General features: G+C 70.5%; 22 protein-coding genes. 20 read left to right on the top strand and 2 right to left on the bottom strand.

Features of this window, described 5'->3' with window-relative positions; translation table 11 throughout:
- Positions 1-8 precede the first annotated feature (8 nt).
- From GE300_RS22350 to GE300_RS22310, 9 genes are all read left to right on the top strand, one after another.
- Positions 9-1,358 (top strand): S41 family peptidase, encoded by a 1,350-nt coding sequence (locus tag GE300_RS22350; protein ID WP_154449759.1) that lies wholly within the window; start codon positions 9-11, stop codon positions 1,356-1,358.
- Between the two features lie 22 nt (positions 1,359-1,380).
- Positions 1,381-1,863 carry an RNA pyrophosphohydrolase gene (locus GE300_RS22345; RefSeq protein WP_154449758.1) on the top strand — a complete coding sequence of 161 codons (483 nt, stop codon included), beginning with the start codon at positions 1,381-1,383 and terminating at the stop codon, positions 1,861-1,863.
- A 101-nt stretch (positions 1,864-1,964) separates the two neighbouring features.
- Positions 1,965-2,399, top strand: coding sequence for a PACE efflux transporter (locus GE300_RS22340; protein WP_154449757.1), 435 nt, complete (start codon positions 1,965-1,967; stop codon positions 2,397-2,399).
- Between the two features lie 31 nt (positions 2,400-2,430).
- Positions 2,431-3,252, top strand: coding sequence for a 3-oxoadipate enol-lactonase (pcaD, locus tag GE300_RS22335; RefSeq protein WP_154449756.1), 822 nt, complete (start codon positions 2,431-2,433; stop codon positions 3,250-3,252).
- Between the two features lie 106 nt (positions 3,253-3,358).
- Complete coding sequence (locus GE300_RS22330; protein WP_154449755.1) at positions 3,359-4,699, top strand: NAD(P)-dependent oxidoreductase; 1,341 nt, start codon at positions 3,359-3,361, stop codon at positions 4,697-4,699.
- Positions 4,700-4,829: 130 nt separating this feature from the next.
- The gene (locus GE300_RS23480; RefSeq protein WP_325063368.1) at positions 4,830-5,201 is read left to right on the top strand and encodes a DUF3052 family protein; all 372 of its coding nucleotides are present in this window, start codon (positions 4,830-4,832) and stop codon (positions 5,199-5,201) included.
- Positions 5,194-6,495 carry an NAD-dependent dihydropyrimidine dehydrogenase subunit PreA gene (preA, locus tag GE300_RS22320; RefSeq protein WP_154449753.1) on the top strand — a complete coding sequence of 434 codons (1,302 nt, stop codon included), beginning with the start codon at positions 5,194-5,196 and terminating at the stop codon, positions 6,493-6,495. The genes GE300_RS23480 and preA overlap by 8 nt, the downstream gene beginning before the upstream one ends.
- Before the next feature lie 298 nt (positions 6,496-6,793).
- On the top strand, positions 6,794-6,976 hold the full coding sequence (locus tag GE300_RS22315) for a hypothetical protein (protein WP_154449752.1): 183 nt from the start codon (positions 6,794-6,796) through the stop codon (positions 6,974-6,976).
- Between the two features lie 139 nt (positions 6,977-7,115).
- Entirely contained in the window at positions 7,116-7,265 is a 150-nt protein-coding gene (locus GE300_RS22310) for a hypothetical protein (protein ID WP_154449751.1), read from the top strand.
- Here the strand turns inward: GE300_RS22310 and rutR are convergent.
- Complete coding sequence (rutR, locus tag GE300_RS22305; RefSeq protein WP_154449750.1) at positions 7,262-7,912, bottom strand: HTH-type transcriptional regulator RutR; 651 nt, start codon at positions 7,910-7,912, stop codon at positions 7,262-7,264. The two genes, GE300_RS22310 and rutR, sit on opposite strands and share 4 nt — an antisense overlap.
- Positions 7,913-8,103: 191 nt before the next feature.
- On the opposite strand from rutR, the gene GE300_RS22300 reads away from it, so the two are divergent.
- From GE300_RS22300 to hydA, 5 genes are all read left to right on the top strand, one after another.
- On the top strand, positions 8,104-9,432 hold the full coding sequence (locus GE300_RS22300) for an aspartate aminotransferase family protein (RefSeq protein WP_154449749.1): 1,329 nt from the start codon (positions 8,104-8,106) through the stop codon (positions 9,430-9,432).
- 145 nt (positions 9,433-9,577) lie between these two features.
- Positions 9,578-10,828 carry a Zn-dependent hydrolase gene (locus GE300_RS22295; protein WP_154449748.1) on the top strand — a complete coding sequence of 417 codons (1,251 nt, stop codon included), beginning with the start codon at positions 9,578-9,580 and terminating at the stop codon, positions 10,826-10,828.
- On the top strand, positions 10,825-11,172 hold the full coding sequence (locus tag GE300_RS22290) for a hypothetical protein (protein ID WP_154449747.1): 348 nt from the start codon (positions 10,825-10,827) through the stop codon (positions 11,170-11,172). Before GE300_RS22295 ends, GE300_RS22290 begins: the two co-directional genes overlap by 4 nt.
- Before the next feature lie 111 nt (positions 11,173-11,283).
- Complete coding sequence (locus GE300_RS22285) at positions 11,284-11,808, top strand: hypothetical protein (protein ID WP_154449746.1); 525 nt, start codon at positions 11,284-11,286, stop codon at positions 11,806-11,808.
- Between the two features lie 96 nt (positions 11,809-11,904).
- The gene (gene hydA / locus GE300_RS22280) at positions 11,905-13,365 is read left to right on the top strand and encodes a dihydropyrimidinase (protein ID WP_154449745.1); all 1,461 of its coding nucleotides are present in this window, start codon (positions 11,905-11,907) and stop codon (positions 13,363-13,365) included.
- Positions 13,366-13,406: 41 nt separating this feature from the next.
- On the opposite strand, the gene GE300_RS22275 is transcribed toward hydA, so the two are convergent.
- On the bottom strand, positions 13,407-13,820 hold the full coding sequence (locus GE300_RS22275) for a cupin domain-containing protein (RefSeq protein ID WP_154449744.1): 414 nt from the start codon (positions 13,818-13,820) through the stop codon (positions 13,407-13,409).
- A gap of 46 nt (positions 13,821-13,866) precedes the next feature.
- Between GE300_RS22275 and GE300_RS22270 the strand changes: the two genes are divergently transcribed.
- From GE300_RS22270 to GE300_RS22245, 6 genes are all read left to right on the top strand, one after another.
- Positions 13,867-14,688: an ABC transporter ATP-binding protein gene (locus GE300_RS22270; RefSeq protein ID WP_233417323.1), complete on the top strand. Its 822-nt coding sequence runs from the start codon at positions 13,867-13,869 to the stop codon at positions 14,686-14,688.
- Between the two features lie 68 nt (positions 14,689-14,756).
- A complete protein-coding gene (locus GE300_RS22265) occupies positions 14,757-15,140 on the top strand; it encodes a hypothetical protein (protein WP_154449742.1) in 384 nt (127 codons plus the stop codon).
- The gene (locus GE300_RS22260; protein ID WP_154449741.1) at positions 15,137-16,123 is read left to right on the top strand and encodes an ABC transporter permease; all 987 of its coding nucleotides are present in this window, start codon (positions 15,137-15,139) and stop codon (positions 16,121-16,123) included. The genes GE300_RS22265 and GE300_RS22260 overlap by 4 nt, the downstream gene beginning before the upstream one ends.
- Positions 16,124-16,143: 20 nt before the next feature.
- Positions 16,144-17,046 (top strand): ABC transporter permease, encoded by a 903-nt coding sequence (locus GE300_RS22255; protein WP_407647757.1) that lies wholly within the window; start codon positions 16,144-16,146, stop codon positions 17,044-17,046.
- A 55-nt stretch (positions 17,047-17,101) separates the two neighbouring features.
- The gene (locus GE300_RS22250; protein ID WP_154449739.1) at positions 17,102-18,103 is read left to right on the top strand and encodes an ABC transporter substrate-binding protein; all 1,002 of its coding nucleotides are present in this window, start codon (positions 17,102-17,104) and stop codon (positions 18,101-18,103) included.
- Between the two features lie 120 nt (positions 18,104-18,223).
- On the top strand, positions 18,224-19,018 hold the full coding sequence (locus tag GE300_RS22245; RefSeq protein WP_154449738.1) for an AAC(3) family N-acetyltransferase: 795 nt from the start codon (positions 18,224-18,226) through the stop codon (positions 19,016-19,018).
- Positions 19,019-19,037 lie beyond the last annotated feature (19 nt).

The following is a 19,037-nucleotide window of genomic DNA, read 5'->3' as shown; positions in this document are numbered from 1 at the left end:
GGCAAGATATGAACAAGCTGATGATAGCCGCCGTGGGCGGCGCGTTTGCGGGCTTCGTCGTCACGACGCAGTTCGCGGCCCCGATCATCGCGCAGGAGGTCGAACGCGACCGTCTGACCTACGAGCAGCTGGACCTGTTCGGCGACATCTTCGAGCGCATCCGCTCGACCTATGTCGAGGACGTGGACGAGAAGGAGCTGATCGAGAGCGCGATCAACGGCATGCTGTCGTCGCTGGATCCGCACTCCAGCTACCTGCCGCCTGACGACTACGACGACATGCGGGTGCAGACCCGCGGCGAGTTCGGCGGCCTCGGCATCGAGGTCACGCAGGAGAACGGCTTCGTCAAGGTGGTCACGCCGATCGACGACACCCCCGCCGCCCGCGCCGGGGTCGAGCCGGGCGACTACATCACCCATGTCGACGGCGAGCCGATCCTCGGCCTGACGCTGAACGAGGCGGTGGAGCTGATGCGCGGCCCGGTGGGCAGCGACATCGTCATCACCATCGTCCGCGGCGAAGAGACCGAGCCGTTCGATCTGACCCTGACCCGCGACACCATCACCATCGCGGCGGTGCGCTCGCGCACCGAAGGAAACGTCGTCGTGCTGCGCGTCACCACCTTCACCGAGCAGACCTTCCTCAATCTCGAGTCGGGGTTGAAGGAGCAGGTCGAGGCGCTGGGCGGCATGGACAACGTCGACGGCTTCGTGCTGGACCTGCGCAACAACCCCGGCGGCCTGCTGACCCAGGCGGTGCAGGTGTCCGACGCGTTCCTGGACGCGGGCGAGATCGTCTCGACCCGCGGCCGCGATCCGCGCGACAGTGACCGCTACAACGCCGAGCCGGGCGATCTGGCCGAGGGCAAGCCGCTGGTGGTGCTGGTCAACGGCGGCTCGGCCTCGGCGTCCGAGATCGTCGCCGGCGCGCTGCAGGACCATCGCCGCGCGATCGTCGTCGGCACCCGCAGCTTCGGCAAGGGGTCGGTGCAGACCATCGTGCCGCTGCAGGGCAAGGGCGCGATGCGGCTGACCACTGCGCGCTACTACACGCCCTCGGGCCGCTCGATCCAGAACCTGGGCGTGCAGCCCGACGTGATCATCGAGCAGCGTCCGGCCCCCGAGACCGAGGAAACCGAGGTCGAGGAGCCAGGTTCGGCGGCGCAGCGCAACCGCTCCGAGGCCGACCTGCGCGGCGCGCTCAGCAACGACAGCCTGTCCGAGGACGAGCTGCGCCAGCTGGAGGAAGAGCGCGACGAAGCCGAGGAGATGGCCCGCCGCCGGGACGAGGATTATCAGCTGGCGCATGCGCTGGACCTGATCCGCGGCCTCAACGTGCTGGCCGGCCGCGACGAGTGAGGCGGCCGGGAACGGACGCCGCATGAGCGAGCTGCCATATCGGCCCTGCGTCGGCGTTGCGCTGTGCAACGCCGACGGCCTGCTGTTCGCGGGCGAGCGTATCGATACCCCCGGCGCCTGGCAGATGCCGCAGGGCGGCATCGACGCCGGCGAGCAGCCGCTGCAGGCGGCGCTGCGCGAGATGGAGGAAGAGATCTCGGTCCCGGCGTCGGCGGTAAGGAATCTGGCGAAGACCGCCGACTGGATCACCTATGATCTGCCCGACGATCTGGTCGGTAAGGTCTGGGGCGGCCGGTACCGGGGCCAGCGCCAGCTCTGGTTCCTGTTCCGCCTTCAGGCCCCGGACGGCGCGGTGAACCTGGCCACCCGGCACCCCGAATTCCGCACCTGGCGCTGGATGACCCCCGCCGACATGCTGACCGCGATCGTGCCGTTCAAGCGCCAGGTCTACGCCGCGGTGCTGGACGAGTTCGCGCCGCATCTGCCGGCCGCGGCGGCACCTTGACCCGCCACGTCCCGGTGCCTAGCTGAGGCGGCAGGCGAGGACGACCTCCCCCGTCATGGGACCAGCACGCGGGACGGCCCGGCACGTTGCGAGGGGATCTCATGCGCAGCACCGCAGACCGCATCCGCCAGGCCGTCAGCTTCGAGCTGATCGGGCTGGCGGTGATCACGCCGCTGGGGTCGTGGCTGTTCGGCCACGGGCTGGTCGCCATCGGCCTGCTCGCCGCCGTCGCCGCGACGCTGGCGACCGGCTGGAACTATGTCTACAACCTGGGCTTCGACCACGCGCTGCGCCGGCGCACCGGCAGCACGCGCAAATCGCCGGCGGTGCGGGTGCTGCACGCGGTCGGGTTCGAGGGCGGGCTGCTGGTGCTGCTGCTGCCGGTGGTCGCTGCCTGGCTGGGCATCGGGCTGTGGCAGGCGCTGGTGCTGGACGCGTCGTTCGCGCTGTTCTACCTGGTCTACGCCTTCGTCTTCACCTGGGGCTACGACACGCTGTTTCCCGATCCCGGAGAGCCGGCGCGCCAGCGGATTTGACCCGGCGGCCGGGGGCGGGCAGAACGGGCGCATGCCGCTGATCCGCACCAACGCCATCGAGCTGCACTACACCGAGGACGGCGCCCCCGACGGGCCGCCGGTGCTGCTGCTGCACGCGCTGGGTCTGGACCACCGGGTCTGGGACCCGCTGCTGCCGCACCTGCCGCCCGACCTGCGGCTGATCCGCTGCGATCTGCGCGGCCACGGCCGCAGCACGGTGCCGCCCGCGCCCTACGGCATGCAGGCGCTGGTGCACGACGCCGCCGGGCTGCTGGACGCGCTGGGCGTGTCGGACGCGGTGGTGGTCGGGCTGTCGCTGGGCGGGCTGGTGGCGCAGGGGCTGGCGGCCGAGCGCCCGGACCTTGTCGCCGCGCTGGTGCTGTCGAACACCGCCGCCAAGATCGGCACCGAGGCGATCTGGCAGGACCGCGCCGACACCGTCCGCGACCGCGGCGTCGCCGCGCTGGCCGACGGCATCCTCGCGCGCTGGTTCCCGCCGCGTTTCCGCCAGGCCCGCGCCGCCGAGGTGGCGCTGTGGCGCGACCGGCTGTGCGCCACCCCGGCCGAGGGCTATGCCGGCTGCTGCGCCGCGATCGGCCACACCGACCTGTTCGACAGCACCGCGCGGCTGCGGCTGCCGGCGCTGGCGGTGGCCGGCGCGCTGGACGGCGCGACCCCCGCCGACATGGTGCGCGAGACCGCGGCGCTGATCCCCGGCTGCGCCTTCCACCTGCTGCCGGGCACCGGCCATCTGCCTTGCGTGCAGGCGCCCGAGGCGCTGGCGGCGCTGCTGGATCCGTTCCTGGCCGCGCACGCCCCGCCGGCCGGCCCGCCGCCGCCGCGGATCCTGTAGCGGCCCCGGCGGGCTGCCGGGCACCGCATTTTTAATTTTTTACCAGTTGATAAAAAATCGGAGCTGTGGAACGCTTTCCCGGTCAAGTGACCGCAGAGGAGCGCGCATGTCCGCATCGACCCGCACCGACGGCATCGTGGCCGGCCGCCTGGATCCCGCCACGCTGGAAGCCAACTTCGCCGACCTGCACCCGCCGCTGGACCCGCACGAGGCGCGGGTCGCCGCCGACCGCTGCTATTTCTGCCACGACGCGCCCTGCGTGACGGCCTGTCCGACCTCGATCGACATCCCGCTGTTCATCCGGCAGATCGCCACCGGCGTGCCCGAGGCGGCGGCGCGGACGATCTTTCAGCAGAACATCCTCGGCGGCATGTGCGCCCGGGTCTGCCCGACCGAGACGCTGTGCGAGGAGGTCTGCGTGCGCGAGGTGGCCGAGGGCAAGCCGGTGCTGATCGGCCAACTGCAGCGCTATGCCACCGACACGCTGATGGCGAAGGGCGAGCACCCATTCGCCCGCGACGCGCCGACCGGCAGGCGCGTCGCCGTGGTCGGCGCCGGCCCCGCCGGGCTGGCCTGCGCGCACCGGCTGGCGATGAACGGGCACGAGGTCACGCTCTACGACGCGCGGCCGAAGCCGGGCGGGCTGAACGAATACGGCATCGCCGCCTACAAGACCGTCGACGGCTTCGCCCAGGCCGAGGTCGACTGGCTGATGCGAATCGGCGGGATCGTGCAGGAGCACGGCAAGGCGCTGGGCCGCGATCTGGATCTGGACGCGCTGCGCGAGAGCTACGACGCGGTGTTCCTGGGCGTGGGCCTGGCCGGCGTCAACGCGCTGCGCACCAGGGGCGAGGATCGCGACGGGGTGCAGAACGCCGTCGACTTCATCTCGAAGCTGCGCCAGGCCGACGACCTGGCGGCGCTGCCGGTGGGCCGGCGCGTGGTGGTGATCGGCGGCGGCATGACCGCGATCGACGCCGCCGTGCAGTCCAGGCTGCTGGGCGCCGAGGAGGTGACGATGGTCTACCGCCGCGGCCCCGAGGAAATGGCCGCCAGCCGTTTCGAGCGGGATCTGGCGACCTCCAAGGGCGTGCGGATCGTGTTCAACGCGCAGCCGGTGCGGATCCGCGGCAAGAAGGACGGCACCGAGCGCCGGGTGGAGTTCGCCTACACCCGCTACGGGCCGGACGGGTTCGAGGTCACCGACGAGACCTTCGAGATCCGCGCCGACCAGGTGCTCAAGGCGATCGGGCAGACTCTGTACGAGCCGCCGCAGGCGCTGGCGCTGAAGCGCGGCAAGATCCGCGTCGACGCCGCCGGGCGCACCTCGGTCGCGGGCGTCTGGGCGGGCGGCGACTGCGCCAGCGGCGGCGACGATCTGACCGTCACCGCGGTGGCCGAGGGCCGCGACGCCGCCGAGGACATCCACAAGGCGCTGATGTCGTGAGCGCGGCGGCGGGACATGCCGCGGGTTATCCGGGCACGCCGCTGGTCCGCAAGCTGGGCTACGGCGCCCGCGGTGGCGTCTGGGCCCCCGGCCCGCCGGGGTGCGTGCACAGATCGAACGGGACGGCCCGGTGCACTGGGCCGGGTCCGACGCGGCCGCCGATGCGCATCTGTTCGTGACCGACCGCGCCGCCCTGTCCCGGTCCCTTGCACAGGCGATGCGCTGCCTGCCCGAAACCGGTATGATCTGGGTGTCCTGGCCCAAGCGCGCCGCGAAGGTGCCGACCGATCTGACCGAGGACTGGATTCGCGACGCCGCGCTGCCGCTGGGCCTGGTCGACGTCAAGGTCTGCGCCGTCGACGCCACCTGGTCCGGGCTGAAGCTGGTGCTGCGAAAGGAACTCAGAACCGGGGCCGCGACCATGGCCCGCCCCGACACGCCGATACCCGATACGCCCATACCCGATACGCCCATACCCGATACGGAGGTTTCCAATGGCTGACCTGACCACCGATTTCGCGGGCATCAAGAGCCCGAACCCGTTCTGGCTGGCCTCGGCGCCGCCGACCGACAAGGAATACAACGTCCGCCGCGCCTTCGAGGCCGGCTGGGGCGGCGTGGTGTGGAAGACGCTGGGTCTGGACCCGCATGTGGTCAACGTGAACGGGCCGCGCTACGGCGCGGTCTGGGGCGCCGACCGCCGCCTGCTGGGGCTGAACAACATCGAGCTGATCACCGACCGCCCGCTCGAGGTGAACCTGCGCGAGATCAAGCAGGTCAAGCGCGACTACCCCGACCGGGCGATGGTCGTCAGCCTGATGGTCCCTTGCGAGGAAGACCCCTGGAAGTTCATCCTGTCGCAGGTCGAGGACACCGGCGCCGACGGGGTGGAACTGAATTTCGGCTGCCCGCACGGCATGTCCGAGCGCGGCATGGGCAGCGCCGTCGGCCAGGTGCCCGAGTACATCGAGATGGTCACCCGCTGGTGCAAGCAGAACACCCGCATGCCGGTGATCGTCAAGCTGACGCCGAACATCACCGACGTGCGCAAGCCGGCCAAGGCGGCGAAGGACGGCGGCGCCGACGCGGTGTCGCTGATCAACACGATCAACTCGATCACTGCGGTGGACCTGGACAATTTCGCGCCCGAGCCGACCATCGACGGCAAGGGCAGCCACGGCGGCTATTGCGGCCCGGCGGTCAAGCCGATCGCGCTCAGCATGGTCTCCGAGATCGCCCGCGATCCGGACCTGCAGGGCCTGCCGATCAGCGGCATCGGCGGCGTCACCACCTGGCGCGACGCGGCCGAGTTCATCGCGCTGGGCTGCGGCAGCGTGCAGGTCTGCACCGCCGCGATGACCTACGGCTTCAAGATCGTGCAGGAGATGGTCTCGGGCCTGGGGCAGTGGATGGACGACAAGGGCCACGCCGATCTCGACGCGATCCGCGGCCGCGCGGTGCCGAACGTCACCGACTGGAAGTATCTGAACCTGAACTACGTCACCAAGGCGCGCATCGACCAGGAGCTGTGCATCAGCTGCGGCCGCTGTTTCGCAGCGTGCGAGGACACCAGCCACCAGGCGATCGCGATGAAGCCGGGCCGCGTGTTCGAGGTGATCGACGAGGAATGCGTCGCGTGCAACCTGTGCGTCAACGTCTGCCCGGTCGAGAACTGCATCACCATGGAGCGGATGGCGCCCGGCACGGTCGATCCGCGCACCGGCCGCATGGTCGAGGCCGAGTACGCCAACTGGACCACGCACCCCAACAACCCCGCCGCCAAGGCGGCCGAATAGGAATGGCTGCCCCGGTCGCTGTCGAGGCCGCGCTGCTGGCCCTCGATCAGCCGAGCCGGGGCCGGGTCCAGGACGGGCGCGGGGCCCTGCTGCCGCTGGCGCCGGCGATTTTTCCGGCCGTGTTGCAGGTTTAACCGCGCCTGCACGGCTGGCGCGCCCCGTCGCGCTGATGCACACCGTCGCGCCGGTGCACACCGCGCTGAAGTTCGCGCTGGTGCAGCCGGACGCGGTGGCGCTGGCGCGCGCGCTGGGCGACCGCTCGGCGCCGGTGCGCCACAACGCCTGACTGCTGCTGGCGGTGGCCGGTCGGCGCAATAGGATCCCGGCGCTGGCCGCGCTGCTGGGTCACCCCCGAGAGGCCACCCGCGCCATCGCGCGCGGATCGCGCAAGCTGTTCCTCGACCGCACCGGCTCGGGCCGGGTGCATATCGACATCGGCGGCCTCGTCCAGCCCGGCGCCGGAGCCGCCGCGCCCTGGTAGCCAAGGCGCGGACGGTCAGAGCCGCGGCCGCCGCCAGCCTCCCGCCGCCCGAATCCGCCACCTGTGACAATTGCGGTGCCAGAATCGGTGCGACATTGTTATGTTTGAATGTGTAGGTATTGAGTGTGGGGATTTCATCATGTCCAGCATATCGGACTACCTGTTCGCCGGCATCGCGATGGTGGCCTTGTTCGTCATCGTCGGCGGCTACATGTGGTCGTCGCAGCCGAACGAGCCGACCGACATCGTTCCGGCGATCAACGTTCTGGGGACCGAGCCGGCCCGCTAGGGCCGGCGGCGCGCCCCGGCCGCCGGTGGTTTCAGGCCGCCGGTGTAGAGCTGCGTCAGGAACCGCGCGGCATCGTGGAAATGGCCGTCGGCGCCGGCGCCCAGGATGCCACGCACCTGCACCTCGAAATCCGCGTAGTGCTGCGTCGTGGCCCAGATCGAGAAGATCAGATGATAGGGATCGACCGGCGCCAGCCTGCCCGCCTCGACCCAGCCGCGGATCACCTGCGCCTTCTCGTCCACCAGCGCCTTCAGCTCGCCCTGGATCTCGTCGCTGATACGCGGCGCGCCCTGCAGCATCTCGTTCGCGAACAGCCGGCTTTCGCGCGGGTAGTCGCGGCTCATCTCAAGCTTGCGCAGCAGGTAGGCGCGGATCTCGCGCAGCGGCTCGCCCGCCGGGTCCAGCTGCCGCAGCGGGTCCAGCCAGGTGTCCAGCAGCCGGTGCAGCAGGGTGCGGTGGATCGCCTCCTTGCCCTCGAAATAGTACAGCAGGTTCGGCTTCGACAGCCCCGCCGCGTCGGCGATCTGGTCCAGCGTGGCACCGCGGAAGCCGTGCTGCGAGAACACCTCCAGCGCGGCGTCCAGGATCGCCCGGGTCTTTTGCCTCTGGATGCGCGTCGGGGTCTTCTTGGCGGCGGCGCGGGCCATCGGTTCCTACCGGTCTCCGTTCTGGCGGCCGGGCCCGGGATACCCCTTGACCTGTCACCGGGTTTGGCTAGCGTGGTTTTTACCAAATGGTCAAAGCGACTGTCGCACAGCCCGCCCGGGCTGGCAATCGCCAAGACTTCAGGCGCACCCAGCGCGGGGCCGGCACCGCCCCGCAGTCAGCGGAGTACCCCATGTCCGAACGCCGTCCCGTCGCCCCGAACGACCTCAAGGCCTTCTGGATGCCGTACACGGCGAACCGCCAGTTCAAGTCCGCGCCGCGGATGCTGGTCGCCGCCGAGGGGATGCACTACACCACCGCCGACGGGCGGCAGATCCTCGACGGCACCGCCGGGCTGTGGTGCTGCAACGCCGGCCACAAGCGGCCGAAGATCGTCAAGGCGATCCAGCAGCAGGCCGAGGAGCTGGACTACGCGCCGGCATTCCAGATGGGCCACCCGAAGGCGTTCGAGCTGGCCAACCGGCTGACCGAGCTTGCGCCCGCGCCGTTCGAGCATGCCTTCTTCACCAACTCCGGCTCCGAGGCGGTCGAGACCGCGCTGAAGATCGCGCTGGCCTATCATCGCGCGAAGGGCGAGGGGCAGCGCTTCCGCCTTGTCGGGCGCGAGCGCGGCTACCACGGGGTGAACTTCGGCGGCATCTCGGTCGGCGGCATCGTGCCCAACCGCCGCATGTTCGGCACGCTGCTGACCGGCGTCGACCACCTGCGCCATACCCACCTGCCCGAGCAGAACGCCTTCACCCGCGGCCAGCCCGAGCACGGCGCCGAGCTGGCCGACGAGCTGGAGCGCATCGCCCAGCTGCACGGCCCCGAGACCATCGCCGCGGTGATCGTCGAGCCGATGGCCGGCTCGACCGGCGTGCTGCTGCCGCCGAAGGGCTACCTGCAGCGCCTGCGCGAGATCTGCGACCGCCACGGCATCCTGCTGATCTTCGACGAGGTGATCACCGGTTTCGGCCGGCTCGGCGCGCCCTTCGCCGCCGACTATTTCGACGTGATGCCGGACATGATCGTCTGCGCCAAGGGGCTGACCAACGGGGTGATCCCGATGGGCGCGGTGCTGGCCACCGCGGCGATCCACGACGCCTTCATGACCGGCCCCGAGCACATGATCGAGTTGTTCCACGGCTACACCTACTCCGGCAACCCGATCGCCTCGGCGGCGGGGCTGGCCACGCTCGAGACCTATGCCGACGAGGGGCTGCTGACCCGCGGCGCCGAAATCGGCAGCTACTGGGAGGACGCGCTGCACGGGCTCAGGGGCCTGCCGCACGTCGTCGACATCCGCAACATGGGCCTGATCGGTGCGGTCGAACTGGCGCCGATCGCCGGCGCGCCGACGCAGCGGGCGTTCTCGGCGTTCCTGAAGGCCTACGAGAAGGGCATCCTGATCCGCACCACCGGCGACATCATCGCGATGAGCCCGCCGCTGATCATCGACAAGGACCAGATCGACCAGCTGGTCGGCACCCTGGCCGAAGTGCTGCAGGAGATCGACTGAAACCGCGCCCCGTCCCTGCGCCCGTCCCCGCACCCGGCCGCCACGACGGCCGCGGGCGGCGGGGCCCCGGCCCGGCAGGGACGGGGGGAAGCGACCCGGCCCGGAACGGGCCTCCGCTGGATCAACCGAAAGAAGGAGCCGCTCCATGTCAGCCCCCGGCGAAAACCTGAAGATCGACGGCAGCCGCCTGTGGGAGTCGATCATGGAGATGGCCATGATCGGCCCCGGCGTCGCCGGCGGCAACAACCGCCAGACGGTCACCGACGAGGACGGCCAGGGCCGGGCGCTGTTCCAGCGCTGGTGCGAGGCCGCCGGCTGCTCCATGGGACTCGACCGGATGGGCACCATGTTCGCCCGCCGCGAGGGCACCGACCCGGACGCGCTTCCGGTCTATGTCGGCAGCCACCTCGACACCCAGCCCACGGGCGGCAAGTACGACGGCGTGCTCGGCGTGCTGGGCGGACTCGAGATCATCCGCACGCTGAACGATCTGAACATCCGCACGAAGCATCCCATCGTCGTCACCAACTGGACCAACGAGGAGGGCACCCGCTTCGCCCCGGCGATGCTGGCCTCGGGCGTGTTCGCCGGCGTGCACGAGCTGGACTGGGCCTACGCCCGCGCGGACGCCGAGGGCAAGACCTTCGGCGACGAGCTGGCGCGGATCGGCTGGAAGGGCGACGAGCCGGTCGGCGCGCGCAAGATGCACGCCTTCTTCGAGCTGCACATCGAGCAGGGCCCGATCCTCGAGGCCGAGGGCAGGGACATCGGCGTCGTCACCCACGGCCAGGGTCTGTGGTGGCTGCAGGTCACGCTTATCGGCAAGGACGCGCACACCGGCTCGACGCCGATGGAGATGCGGGTCAACGCCGGGCTCGGCATGGCGCGGATCACCGAACTGGTGCACGAGATCGCGATGCAGAGCCAGCCTGACGCGGTCGGCGCCATCGGCCAGGCCAACGTCTATCCGAACTCGCGCAACGTGATCCCCGGCAAGGCGGTGTTCACCATCGACTTCCGCTCGCCCGACCTGGAGAAGCTGGACGGCATGAAGGCCCGCCTCGAGGCCGAGGCGCCGAAGATCGCCGCCGACCTGGGCCTGGGGATCGAGATCGAGCCGGTCGGCCATTTCGACCCGGTGACCTTCGACGAGGGCTGCGTGGCGGCGGTGCGCGACGCCGCCGAGCGGCTGGGCTACTCGCACCGCAACATCGTCTCGGGCGCCGGCCACGACGCCTGCTGGATCAACCGCGTCGCGCCGACGGCGATGGTGATGTGCCCCTGCGTCGACGGCCTGTCCCACAACGAGGCCGAGGAGATTAGCCCGGAATGGGCCGAGAAGGGCGCCAACGTGCTGTTCCACGCGGTGGTCGAGACGGCGCGGATCGTCGAATGACTGCCCCCCACAAGCACGACAAGAAGGGGCTGATGTGCAACCACGTCGCCAAGGGCAAGCGGCCGCTGCGGATGGTGGCGCACGACGCCGACGGCGTCTGGCAGTTCATGTGCGGGCAGGACGATCACAGCCGGGCCAAGCAGGCCAGGCGGATCTGCGTCGCCTGCACCTTCGGCAAGAACCTGCGCAGCCTGACCGCCGGGCAGGTGCCCGCGGGCCATGTCGCCGAGCGCGACGGCTCCGGCGCCGCCTGGGCGGTGCGCGAGATGACCGCCGAGGAGCTGGGCCAGATCGGCGATGCCGCCACCGCCCCGGTGAAGGGCGCAAATGCGCCCCGCGGCTGAACCGTGCCCGGGCGCTGCGCCGATCCCCCGACCGGATGCACGCCGGCGCAGCGCCGCCCGGCGCGCTGTGTTACGACGGCAGGGCAAGATGACAACAGGAAGGGCGAAACCATGACGACATGCGACAACGGCATCCGGCGCTCCCTCGGCACGCTGGCGGTCGCGCTGGCGCTGACCGGCGCCGGGCTGCCGGCCGCCGCCGACCAGCACGACGATGCCGACTGGGAGATCGTCTATCTCGACGACCGCGGCCGCGAGACCCGCCGCCATAACGCGGCCGAGACCGTCGCCCGCGTGCTGGGCCCCCGCGACACCGTGCTCGAGATCGGCTGCAACCCGAACTCGGACAACCGCTACCTGCGGATCGCGCGCGGCGGCGATCGCGAGCCGCAGTTCGCCGGCGAGGAACTGGCGGCCCATGTCGAGGTGTTCTTCGGCGGCCGGACGATCCACGACGAGAGCCTGGAGCTGGGCTGGCGCGACGAGGGCTACTACCAGGTCCGCGCCCGCGCCCGGCTGGGCAACGCGCTGAAAGAGGGCATCCGCGTGGTGTTCAGCGACGAGGACCAGGACATCCGCCTGCCGTTCACGCTGCGCGGCAGCTATGTCGCGATTTCGGCGGTGCCCTGCGACTGACGCGGGTGCCCGCCCCGCCGCGCCCGCCGGGGCGCGGCCACCGCAACCGGACAAGCCGCGCGCCAAGCGCGGCGCCACAGAACAGGGAAGCAGACCATGACCAAGGTTATCAAGGGCGGCACCGTCGTCACCGCCGACCGCAGCTACAAGGCCGACGTCGCCATCGAGGGCGAGACGATCAGGGAGATCGGCCCCGACCTGAAGGGCGACGAATACGTCGACGCGACAGGCGCCTACGTGATCCCCGGCGGCATCGACCCGCACACGCACCTGGAAATGCCGTTCATGGGCACCACCGCCGCCGAGACCTTCGAGTCCGGCACCTGGGCGGCCGCCGCCGGCGGCACCACCATGCTGGTCGATTTCTGCCTGCCCGGCGCCGACGGGTCGATCCGGAACGCGATCAACGAATGGCACCGCAAGTCGGCGCCGCAGATCTGTTCTGACATCGGCTACCACATGGCGGTGACCGGCTGGAACGAGACCATCTTCAACGAGATGAAGGACGCCGTCGACATGGGCGTCAACTCGTTCAAGCACTTCATGGCCTACAAGGGCGCGCTGATGGTCGAGGACGACGAGCTGTTCGCCAGCTTCAAGCGCTGCAGGGAACTGGGCGCGCTGCCCATGGTCCACGCCGAGAACGGCGACGTGGTCGACCTGCTGCAGAAGCAGATGCTGGAGCAGGGCATCACCGGCCCCGAGGGCCACGCCTATTCCCGCCCGCCGGAAGTCGAGGGCGAGGCCGCCAACCGCGCGATCATGATCGCCGACGCCGTGGGCACGCCGCTTTATATCGTGCATGTGTCGTGCGAGCAGGCGCACGAGGCGATCCGCCGCGCCCGCCAGAAGGGGATGCGCGTCTACGGCGAGCCGCTGGCGCAGTTCCTGATCCTCGACGACAGCGAGTATCTGTCGAAGGACTGGGACCACGCCGCGCAGCGGGTGATGTCGCCGCCGTTCCGCTCGAAGGAGCATCAGGACGGGCTGTGGAACGGGCTGGCCGCCGGCTCGCTTCAGGTCGTAGCCACCGACCACGCCGCCTTCACCACCGAGCAGAAGCGGATGGGCCGCGACAATTTCTGCATGATCCCCAACGGCACCGGCGGGCTGGAGGAGCGTCTCGCGGTGCTCTGGACCTATGGCGTCGAGACCGGCCGGCTGACCCCCGAGGAGTTCGTCGCCGTCACCTCGACCAACATCGCCAAGATCCTGAACATCTATCCCCGCAAGGGCGCGCTGGTGCCCGGCGCCGACGCCGACATCACCGTGTGGGACCCGAAGATCAGTCGCACGCTGTCCGCCAGCAACCAGAAGTCGGTGCTGGACTATTCGGTCTGGGAAGGCATGCAGGTCAGCGCGCAGGCCCGCTACACCCTGTCGCGCGGCGACGTGATCTGGGCCTGGGGCCAGAACAGCCAGCCGCAGCCCGGCCGCGGCAAGTTCATCCCCCGACCCGCGTTCAGCTCGGCCGCCAGGGCGCTGTCGCAGTGGAAGGAACTGAACAGCCCCCGCAAGGTCGAACGCGATCCGCTGAACATCCCGGCGGGGATCTGAGCACCATGCGGCGCGCGGCGGCGCGGGGCGCCGGGCCGGGATCAGATCCCGGCCAGCGCCTCCAGTTCGGGCAGCAGCTGCACGCTTTCCTGCTCGTGCGGGTCGGTGCGGGCGATGACGGCGACGGCCTCGGTGCTGCCGGTGTTCATCGGCAGGTGCGGCACGTCGGCGGGGATGTAGATCATGTCGCCGGGGCCGACCTCCATCCGGTGTTCGAGCCGCTCGCCCCAGAGCATGGCCGCCGTGCCCTCGAGCACGTAGATCGCGGTCTCGTGGGCGGCGTGCTTGTGCGCCTTGGCGCGTCCCCCCGGCGGGATGCGCAGCAGGTGCATGCAGATGCCCTGCGCGCCGACGGTCTCGCGCGCGATGCCTTCGAAATAGTCAAAGCCCTGCTTTCCGGCATACTGCCCCGAGGCCCGCAACCTGCGGCAGACGGGCTTGGATGATCCGGTCATGGCGGTATCCTCCCTGAGGGCAAAAGATAACAAGCGAGGACGGTTGTTGACACCTGAAACGGCCCCCCGGCCGGAAACTCCCGCCGAAACCGCCGCCCCGGTGATCCGGGCGCGCGACCTGTCGCTGACCTTCCAGACCGGCGACGGGCCGGTGCATGCGCTGAAGGACGTTACCCTGGACATCGCCAAGGGCGATTTCGTCAGCTTCATCGGCCCCTCGGGCTGCGGCAAGACCACGTTCCTGCGGGTGCTGGCGGACCTGGAGCAGCCCACCGCGGGCAGCGTCACCGTCAACGGCGTCACCCCCGAGCAGGCCCGCCGCGCCCGCGCCTATGGCTATGTGTTCCAGGCGGCGGGCCTGTACCCGTGGCGCACCATCGGCGGCAACATCCGCCTGCCGCTGGAGATCATGGGCATCTCGCGCGCCGAACAGGCCAGCCGGGTCGCCCGCGTGCTGGAGATGGTCGAGTTGGACGGCTTCGAGAGGAAATACCCCTGGCAGCTGTCGGGCGGCATGCAGCAGCGCGCCTCGATCGCGCGGGCGCTGGCCTTCGACGCCGACATCCTGCTGATGGACGAGCCGTTCGGCGCGCTGGACGAGATCGTGCGCGACCACCTGAACGAGCAGCTGCTGGCGCTGTGGGCGCGCACCGGCAAGACCATCGCCTTCGTCACCCACTCGATCCCCGAGGCGGTGTACCTGTCGACCCGGATCGTGGTGATGAGCCCGCGCCCGGGCCGGATCAGCGACGTGATCGAAAGCCCGCTGCCGCGCGAGCGGCCGCTGGACATCCGCGATACGCCGGAGTTCATCGAGATCGCCCACCGCGTCCGCGAGGGGCTGCGCGCGGGGCACGAGGATGTCTGACCATTCGCGCGCGGCCGGCGCCGGGAGGCCTGCGGCGGGGATATTCGAGGAAAGTGGAAGGGGCGCCGGTGAGCTATGACCTGAACTTCTGGCGCTACGCCGACGAGGGCGCGGCGCGCACGCTGGACGATCACCTGGCCACATACCACGCGCTGTCCAAGGGCGAGGTGCCCGCCGGGCTGGGCCCCATCGACCGCGGCGCGGTGCTGGCGGCGCTGCGCGCGGCGCTGGAGCCCGCCTGGACATGGGAGGGTGGCGCCTGGACCCGCCCCGGCGCGGTGATCGAGTTCGGCGGCACCGCGGCCTCGGTGCGGATCGACCTGCGCGGCAAGTGGCCGCACAGCGACGCGAACCGGATCATCGACATCATGGCGGACGATTTCGGCTGCCCGCTGTTCGACCCGCAGATCCGGCCCAGGGGCGAGCGGTTCGGTCCGCGCGGCGGCGCATGAGCGACGTCACCGCAGCCGGGGCCGGTGTCGGCCGCAGCGCGGCGACCGGCTGGATCGGGCGCCGGGTTGTCGCGCTTGGCCCGGTGCTGGCCGTCGTCGCCGGGATCCTGGCGATCTGGTACGCCGCCGTGCCGCCGATGAACATCCACTGGGCGGCCAGCCGGGCGGCGCGCGCGGATGTCGCCGTCTCGGTGCCCGAGGGGCAGTCGATCCGCAGCGCCGGCGCCTGGGCGCTGGTGCTGCGCAATCCGGGGCTGATCCCGGCGACCTACACCCAGGACAAGCCGCGCCTGCCGGCCCCGCACCAGGTGGCGGCCGAGCTGTGGTCCACCACCGCGGGCCCGCCGGTGACCTCGAACAAAAGCCTGATCCATCATGCAAGCATAACCCTCGGCGCGACGCTGCTGGGCTTCGTCTTCGGGGCGCTGGGCGGGCTGCTGCTGGCGGTGGGCATCGTCTACAACCGGGTGATGGACGCCTCGGTGATGCCGTGGGCGATCGCCAGCCAGACGATCCCGATCCTGGCGCTGGCGCCGATGATCGTGGTGGTGTTGAATTCCATCGGCGTCACCGGGCTGGTGCCCAAGGCGGTGATCGCGGCCTACCTGTCGTTCTTCCCGGTCGTCGTCGGCATGGTGAAGGGCCTGCGCAGCCCCAGCGCGATCCAGTCCGACCTGCTGCACACCTACAACGCCAACGGGTGGCAGGGGTTCTGGAAGCTGCGGCTGCCCGCGGCGATGCCGTTCCTGTTCCCCTCGCTCAAGGTCGGCATCGCGGCCAGCCTTGTCGGCGCGATCATCGCGGAACTGCCGACCGGCGCGCAGGGCGGCCTTGGCGCGCGGCTGCTGTCGGGCAGCTACTACGGGCAGACGATCCAGATCTGGTCGGCGCTGTTCGCGGCCGCGATCCTTGCGGCGGTGCTGGTGGGGATCGTGGGCGCGATCCAGACGGCGACGCTGAAACGCATGGGGTTCGGGCGATGACCGGCGCGAACGGATTCTTGGTGACCGCCGCAAGCGCGCTGGTGCTGGTGGTGCTGACCCTGCTGCTTCTGGCCACCGGGGCCGAGGGCGCGGCCCTTGGCGCGGCGGCTCTGGCGGGCGTGGCGCTGGTGGCCCTGATCGCGCACCTGGTGCGGGCGGGGCAGCGCGGCGTGCTGCCGCCGCTGCTGCTGGGCTTCATCATCCTTTTGTTGTGGGAGGCCGGGGTCCGCGCCTTCGACGTGCCGGGGGTGATCCTGCCCTCGGTCAGCGCGATCCTGGCGCGGATGGCGTCCAGCGCGCCGACCCTGTGGGAGGATTTCGCCCAGACCTTCCTGCGCGGCGCGCTGGCCGGCTATGCCATCGGCTGCGGCGCCGGGTTCGTGGTGGCGCTGGTCGCCGACCGCACGCCGGCACTGCAACGCGGCATCTTGCCGGTCGGCAACTTCCTCGCCGCCATGCCGATCGTCGGCACCGCGCCGATCCTGGTGATGTGGTTCGGCTTCGACTGGCAGTCCAAGGCCGCCGTGGTCGCGGTGATGTGCTTCTTCCCGATGCTGGTGAACACCGTGCAGGGCCTGGCTGCGGCCGAGCGGATGCAGAAGGATCTGATGCGGACCTACGCCGCCGGCTACTGGAAGACGCTGACCAAGCTGCGCCTGCCCGCCGCGGCGCCGTTCATCTTCAACGGGCTGAAGATCTGCACCACGCTGGCGCTGATTGGCGCTATCGTGGCCGAGTTCTTCGGCTCGCCGATCCGCGGCATGGGGTTCCGGATCTCGACCGAGGTCGGGCGGCTGGCGCTGGACATGGTCTGGGCCGAGATCGTGGTGGCGGCGCTGGCGGGCTCGGCCTTCTACGGGCTGGTCGCGTTGCTGGAGCGCGCGGCGACCTTCTGGCATCCGTCGCAGCGGCGGGCCCGATGACAACGACAAGACGTGCAACGCACGCGCAAAAAGACGTGCAACAAGGAGAGTGAGAATGAGACGACTGATCGCGACCGCGCTGGCGCTGGGGCTGACCGCCACCGCCGCCTCCACCGCCGCCGCCCAGGACGAGGTGACGCTGCAGCTGAAATGGGTCACCCAGGCCCAGTTCGCCGGCTATTACGTCGCCAAGGACAAGGGCTTCTACGAGGAAGAGAACCTCGACGTCACCATCAAGTCGGGCGGGCCGGACATCGCCCCCGAGCAGGTGATCGCCGGCGGCGGCGCCGACGTCATCACCACCTGGATGGCGGCGGGCCTTGCGGCGCGCGAACGCGGCGTGCCGCTGGTCAACATCGCCCAGCCGTTCAAGACCGGCGGGCTGCAGCTGACCTGCCTGAAGGAGACCGGCGTCGAGACCCCGGACGACTTCGCCGGCCGCACGCTTGGCGTCTGGTTCTTCGGCAACGAGTACCCGTTCTACGCCTGGATGGCGCAGCTGGGGCTGGAGACCGACGGCGCGGACGAGAACGGCGTGACCGTGCTGAAGCAGGCGTTCAACGTCGATCCGCTGCTGCAGGGCCAGGCCGACTGCATCTCGACCATGACCTACAACGAGTATGGCCAGGTGCTGGACGCCGGCTATACCGGGGACGACCTGGTGAACTTCAACTATCTCGAGCAGGGCATCGGCATGCTTGAGGACGGTCTCTATGTGCTGGAGGAGAACCTCGAGGATCCGGCGTTCGTCGACAAGATGGTGCGTTTCGTCCGCGCCAGCATGAAGGGCTGGAAATACGCCGAGGAGAACCCCGAGGAGGCGGCGCAGATCATCATCGACAACGATCCGACCGGCGCGCAGACCCTCGACCACCAGACCTACATGATGGGCGAGGTCGCCAAGCTGACCGCGGGCAGCAACGGCGCGCTGGACCCGGCCGATTACGAGCAGACCGTGCAGACGCTGCTGTCGGCGGTGTCCGAGGACAACCCGGCGATCACCGAGCAGCCCGAGGGCGCCTGGACCCACGCGATCACCGACGAAGCGCTGAACTGAGGCGCCTGCACCGGGCCGGTCACAGCGCCGGCCCGGTTGCCTGCCGCCCTCTCGCGCGCGTCGCCGTCGGCGTGTAGACTGGCCGCCCGCCCCGGCTGGGGACGACGGCGGAGAACTTGGATGCACGGTGCCGGGGCCGAAACCTCGATACGGGAACTGACGGCGCAGTTGCGGGCGCTGGGCGTGACGCCCGGCGACACGCTGCTGGTGCACGCCTCGTTCCGCGCCGTGCGCCCGGTGGCCCGCGGGCCGGACGGGGTGATCGACGCGCTGCTGACCGCCCTGGGCGAGGACGGCACGCTGCTGATGCCGTCCTGGACCGGCGACGACGACGTGCCGTTCGACGCCGCCACCACCCCGGCGGCACAGGATCTGGGGGTGATCGCCGACCGGTTCTGGCGCCGCATCGGCGTGCTGCGCGCCCGCCATCCGATGGCGTTCGCGGCCCATGGCCCAGCGGCGATCCGGCTGCTGCGCGACCGGCTGGTGCTGCCGCCGCACCAGATGGCCAGCCCGGTCGGCCGGCTGCTGCAGGCCGAGGGCAAGGTGCTGCTGCTGGGGGTGGACCACGACGCCAACACGCTGCTGCACCTGGCCGAATGGATCGCCGGCGTGCCCTATGGCGTGCCGCATCACGTCACCCTGCGCGACGCGGCCGGCCAGCCGATGCGCCGCACCTACCGCGAACCCGACCATTGCTGCCAGCTGTTCCGCCAGGCCGGCAACTGGCTGCGCGCACAGGGGCTGCAAGGCAACGGCCGCGTCGGCCGGGCCGAGGCGCGGCTGTTCCGCGCCGCCGACCTGATCGAAGTCGCGCTGCCGCGGCTGCGCCGCGATCCCTTCGTGTTCGTGCACCGCGCCGACTGCGCCGAGTGCCAGGCCGCCCGCGACAGCGTCGCCCGGATGCAGGGCTAGCCGCGCCGCGGCGCCGCGT

Source organism: Halovulum marinum, assembly GCF_009697225.1.
In the GTDB taxonomy this organism is placed as follows: Bacteria; Pseudomonadota; Alphaproteobacteria; order Rhodobacterales; family Rhodobacteraceae; genus Halovulum; species Halovulum marinum.
The sequence above is the reverse complement of the archived record's forward strand: the minus strand, read 5'-3'. Positions and strand labels throughout refer to the sequence as shown.

What these genes read in the sequence shown, in the direction of transcription:
- GE300_RS22350 (WP_154449759.1), top strand. Translation starts at nt 9, where the DNA reads ATGAACAAGCTGATGATAGCCGCCGTGGGCGGCGCGTTTGCGGGCTTC.
- GE300_RS22345 (WP_154449758.1), top strand. Translation starts at nt 1,381, where the DNA reads ATGAGCGAGCTGCCATATCGGCCCTGCGTCGGCGTTGCGCTGTGCAAC.
- GE300_RS22340 (WP_154449757.1), top strand. Translation starts at nt 1,965, where the DNA reads ATGCGCAGCACCGCAGACCGCATCCGCCAGGCCGTCAGCTTCGAGCTG.
- pcaD (WP_154449756.1), top strand. Translation starts at nt 2,431, where the DNA reads ATGCCGCTGATCCGCACCAACGCCATCGAGCTGCACTACACCGAGGAC.
- GE300_RS22330 (WP_154449755.1), top strand. Translation starts at nt 3,359, where the DNA reads ATGTCCGCATCGACCCGCACCGACGGCATCGTGGCCGGCCGCCTGGAT.
- preA (WP_154449753.1), top strand. Translation starts at nt 5,194, where the DNA reads ATGGCTGACCTGACCACCGATTTCGCGGGCATCAAGAGCCCGAACCCG.
- GE300_RS22310 (WP_154449751.1), top strand. Translation starts at nt 7,116, where the DNA reads ATGTCCAGCATATCGGACTACCTGTTCGCCGGCATCGCGATGGTGGCC.
- rutR (WP_154449750.1), bottom strand. Translation starts at nt 7,912, where the DNA reads ATGGCCCGCGCCGCCGCCAAGAAGACCCCGACGCGCATCCAGAGGCAA.
- GE300_RS22300 (WP_154449749.1), top strand. Translation starts at nt 8,104, where the DNA reads ATGTCCGAACGCCGTCCCGTCGCCCCGAACGACCTCAAGGCCTTCTGG.
- GE300_RS22295 (WP_154449748.1), top strand. Translation starts at nt 9,578, where the DNA reads ATGTCAGCCCCCGGCGAAAACCTGAAGATCGACGGCAGCCGCCTGTGG.
- GE300_RS22290 (WP_154449747.1), top strand. Translation starts at nt 10,825, where the DNA reads ATGACTGCCCCCCACAAGCACGACAAGAAGGGGCTGATGTGCAACCAC.
- GE300_RS22285 (WP_154449746.1), top strand. Translation starts at nt 11,284, where the DNA reads ATGACGACATGCGACAACGGCATCCGGCGCTCCCTCGGCACGCTGGCG.
- hydA (WP_154449745.1), top strand. Translation starts at nt 11,905, where the DNA reads ATGACCAAGGTTATCAAGGGCGGCACCGTCGTCACCGCCGACCGCAGC.
- GE300_RS22275 (WP_154449744.1), bottom strand. Translation starts at nt 13,820, where the DNA reads ATGACCGGATCATCCAAGCCCGTCTGCCGCAGGTTGCGGGCCTCGGGG.
- GE300_RS22260 (WP_154449741.1), top strand. Translation starts at nt 15,137, where the DNA reads ATGAGCGACGTCACCGCAGCCGGGGCCGGTGTCGGCCGCAGCGCGGCG.
- GE300_RS22250 (WP_154449739.1), top strand. Translation starts at nt 17,102, where the DNA reads ATGAGACGACTGATCGCGACCGCGCTGGCGCTGGGGCTGACCGCCACC.
- GE300_RS22245 (WP_154449738.1), top strand. Translation starts at nt 18,224, where the DNA reads ATGCACGGTGCCGGGGCCGAAACCTCGATACGGGAACTGACGGCGCAG.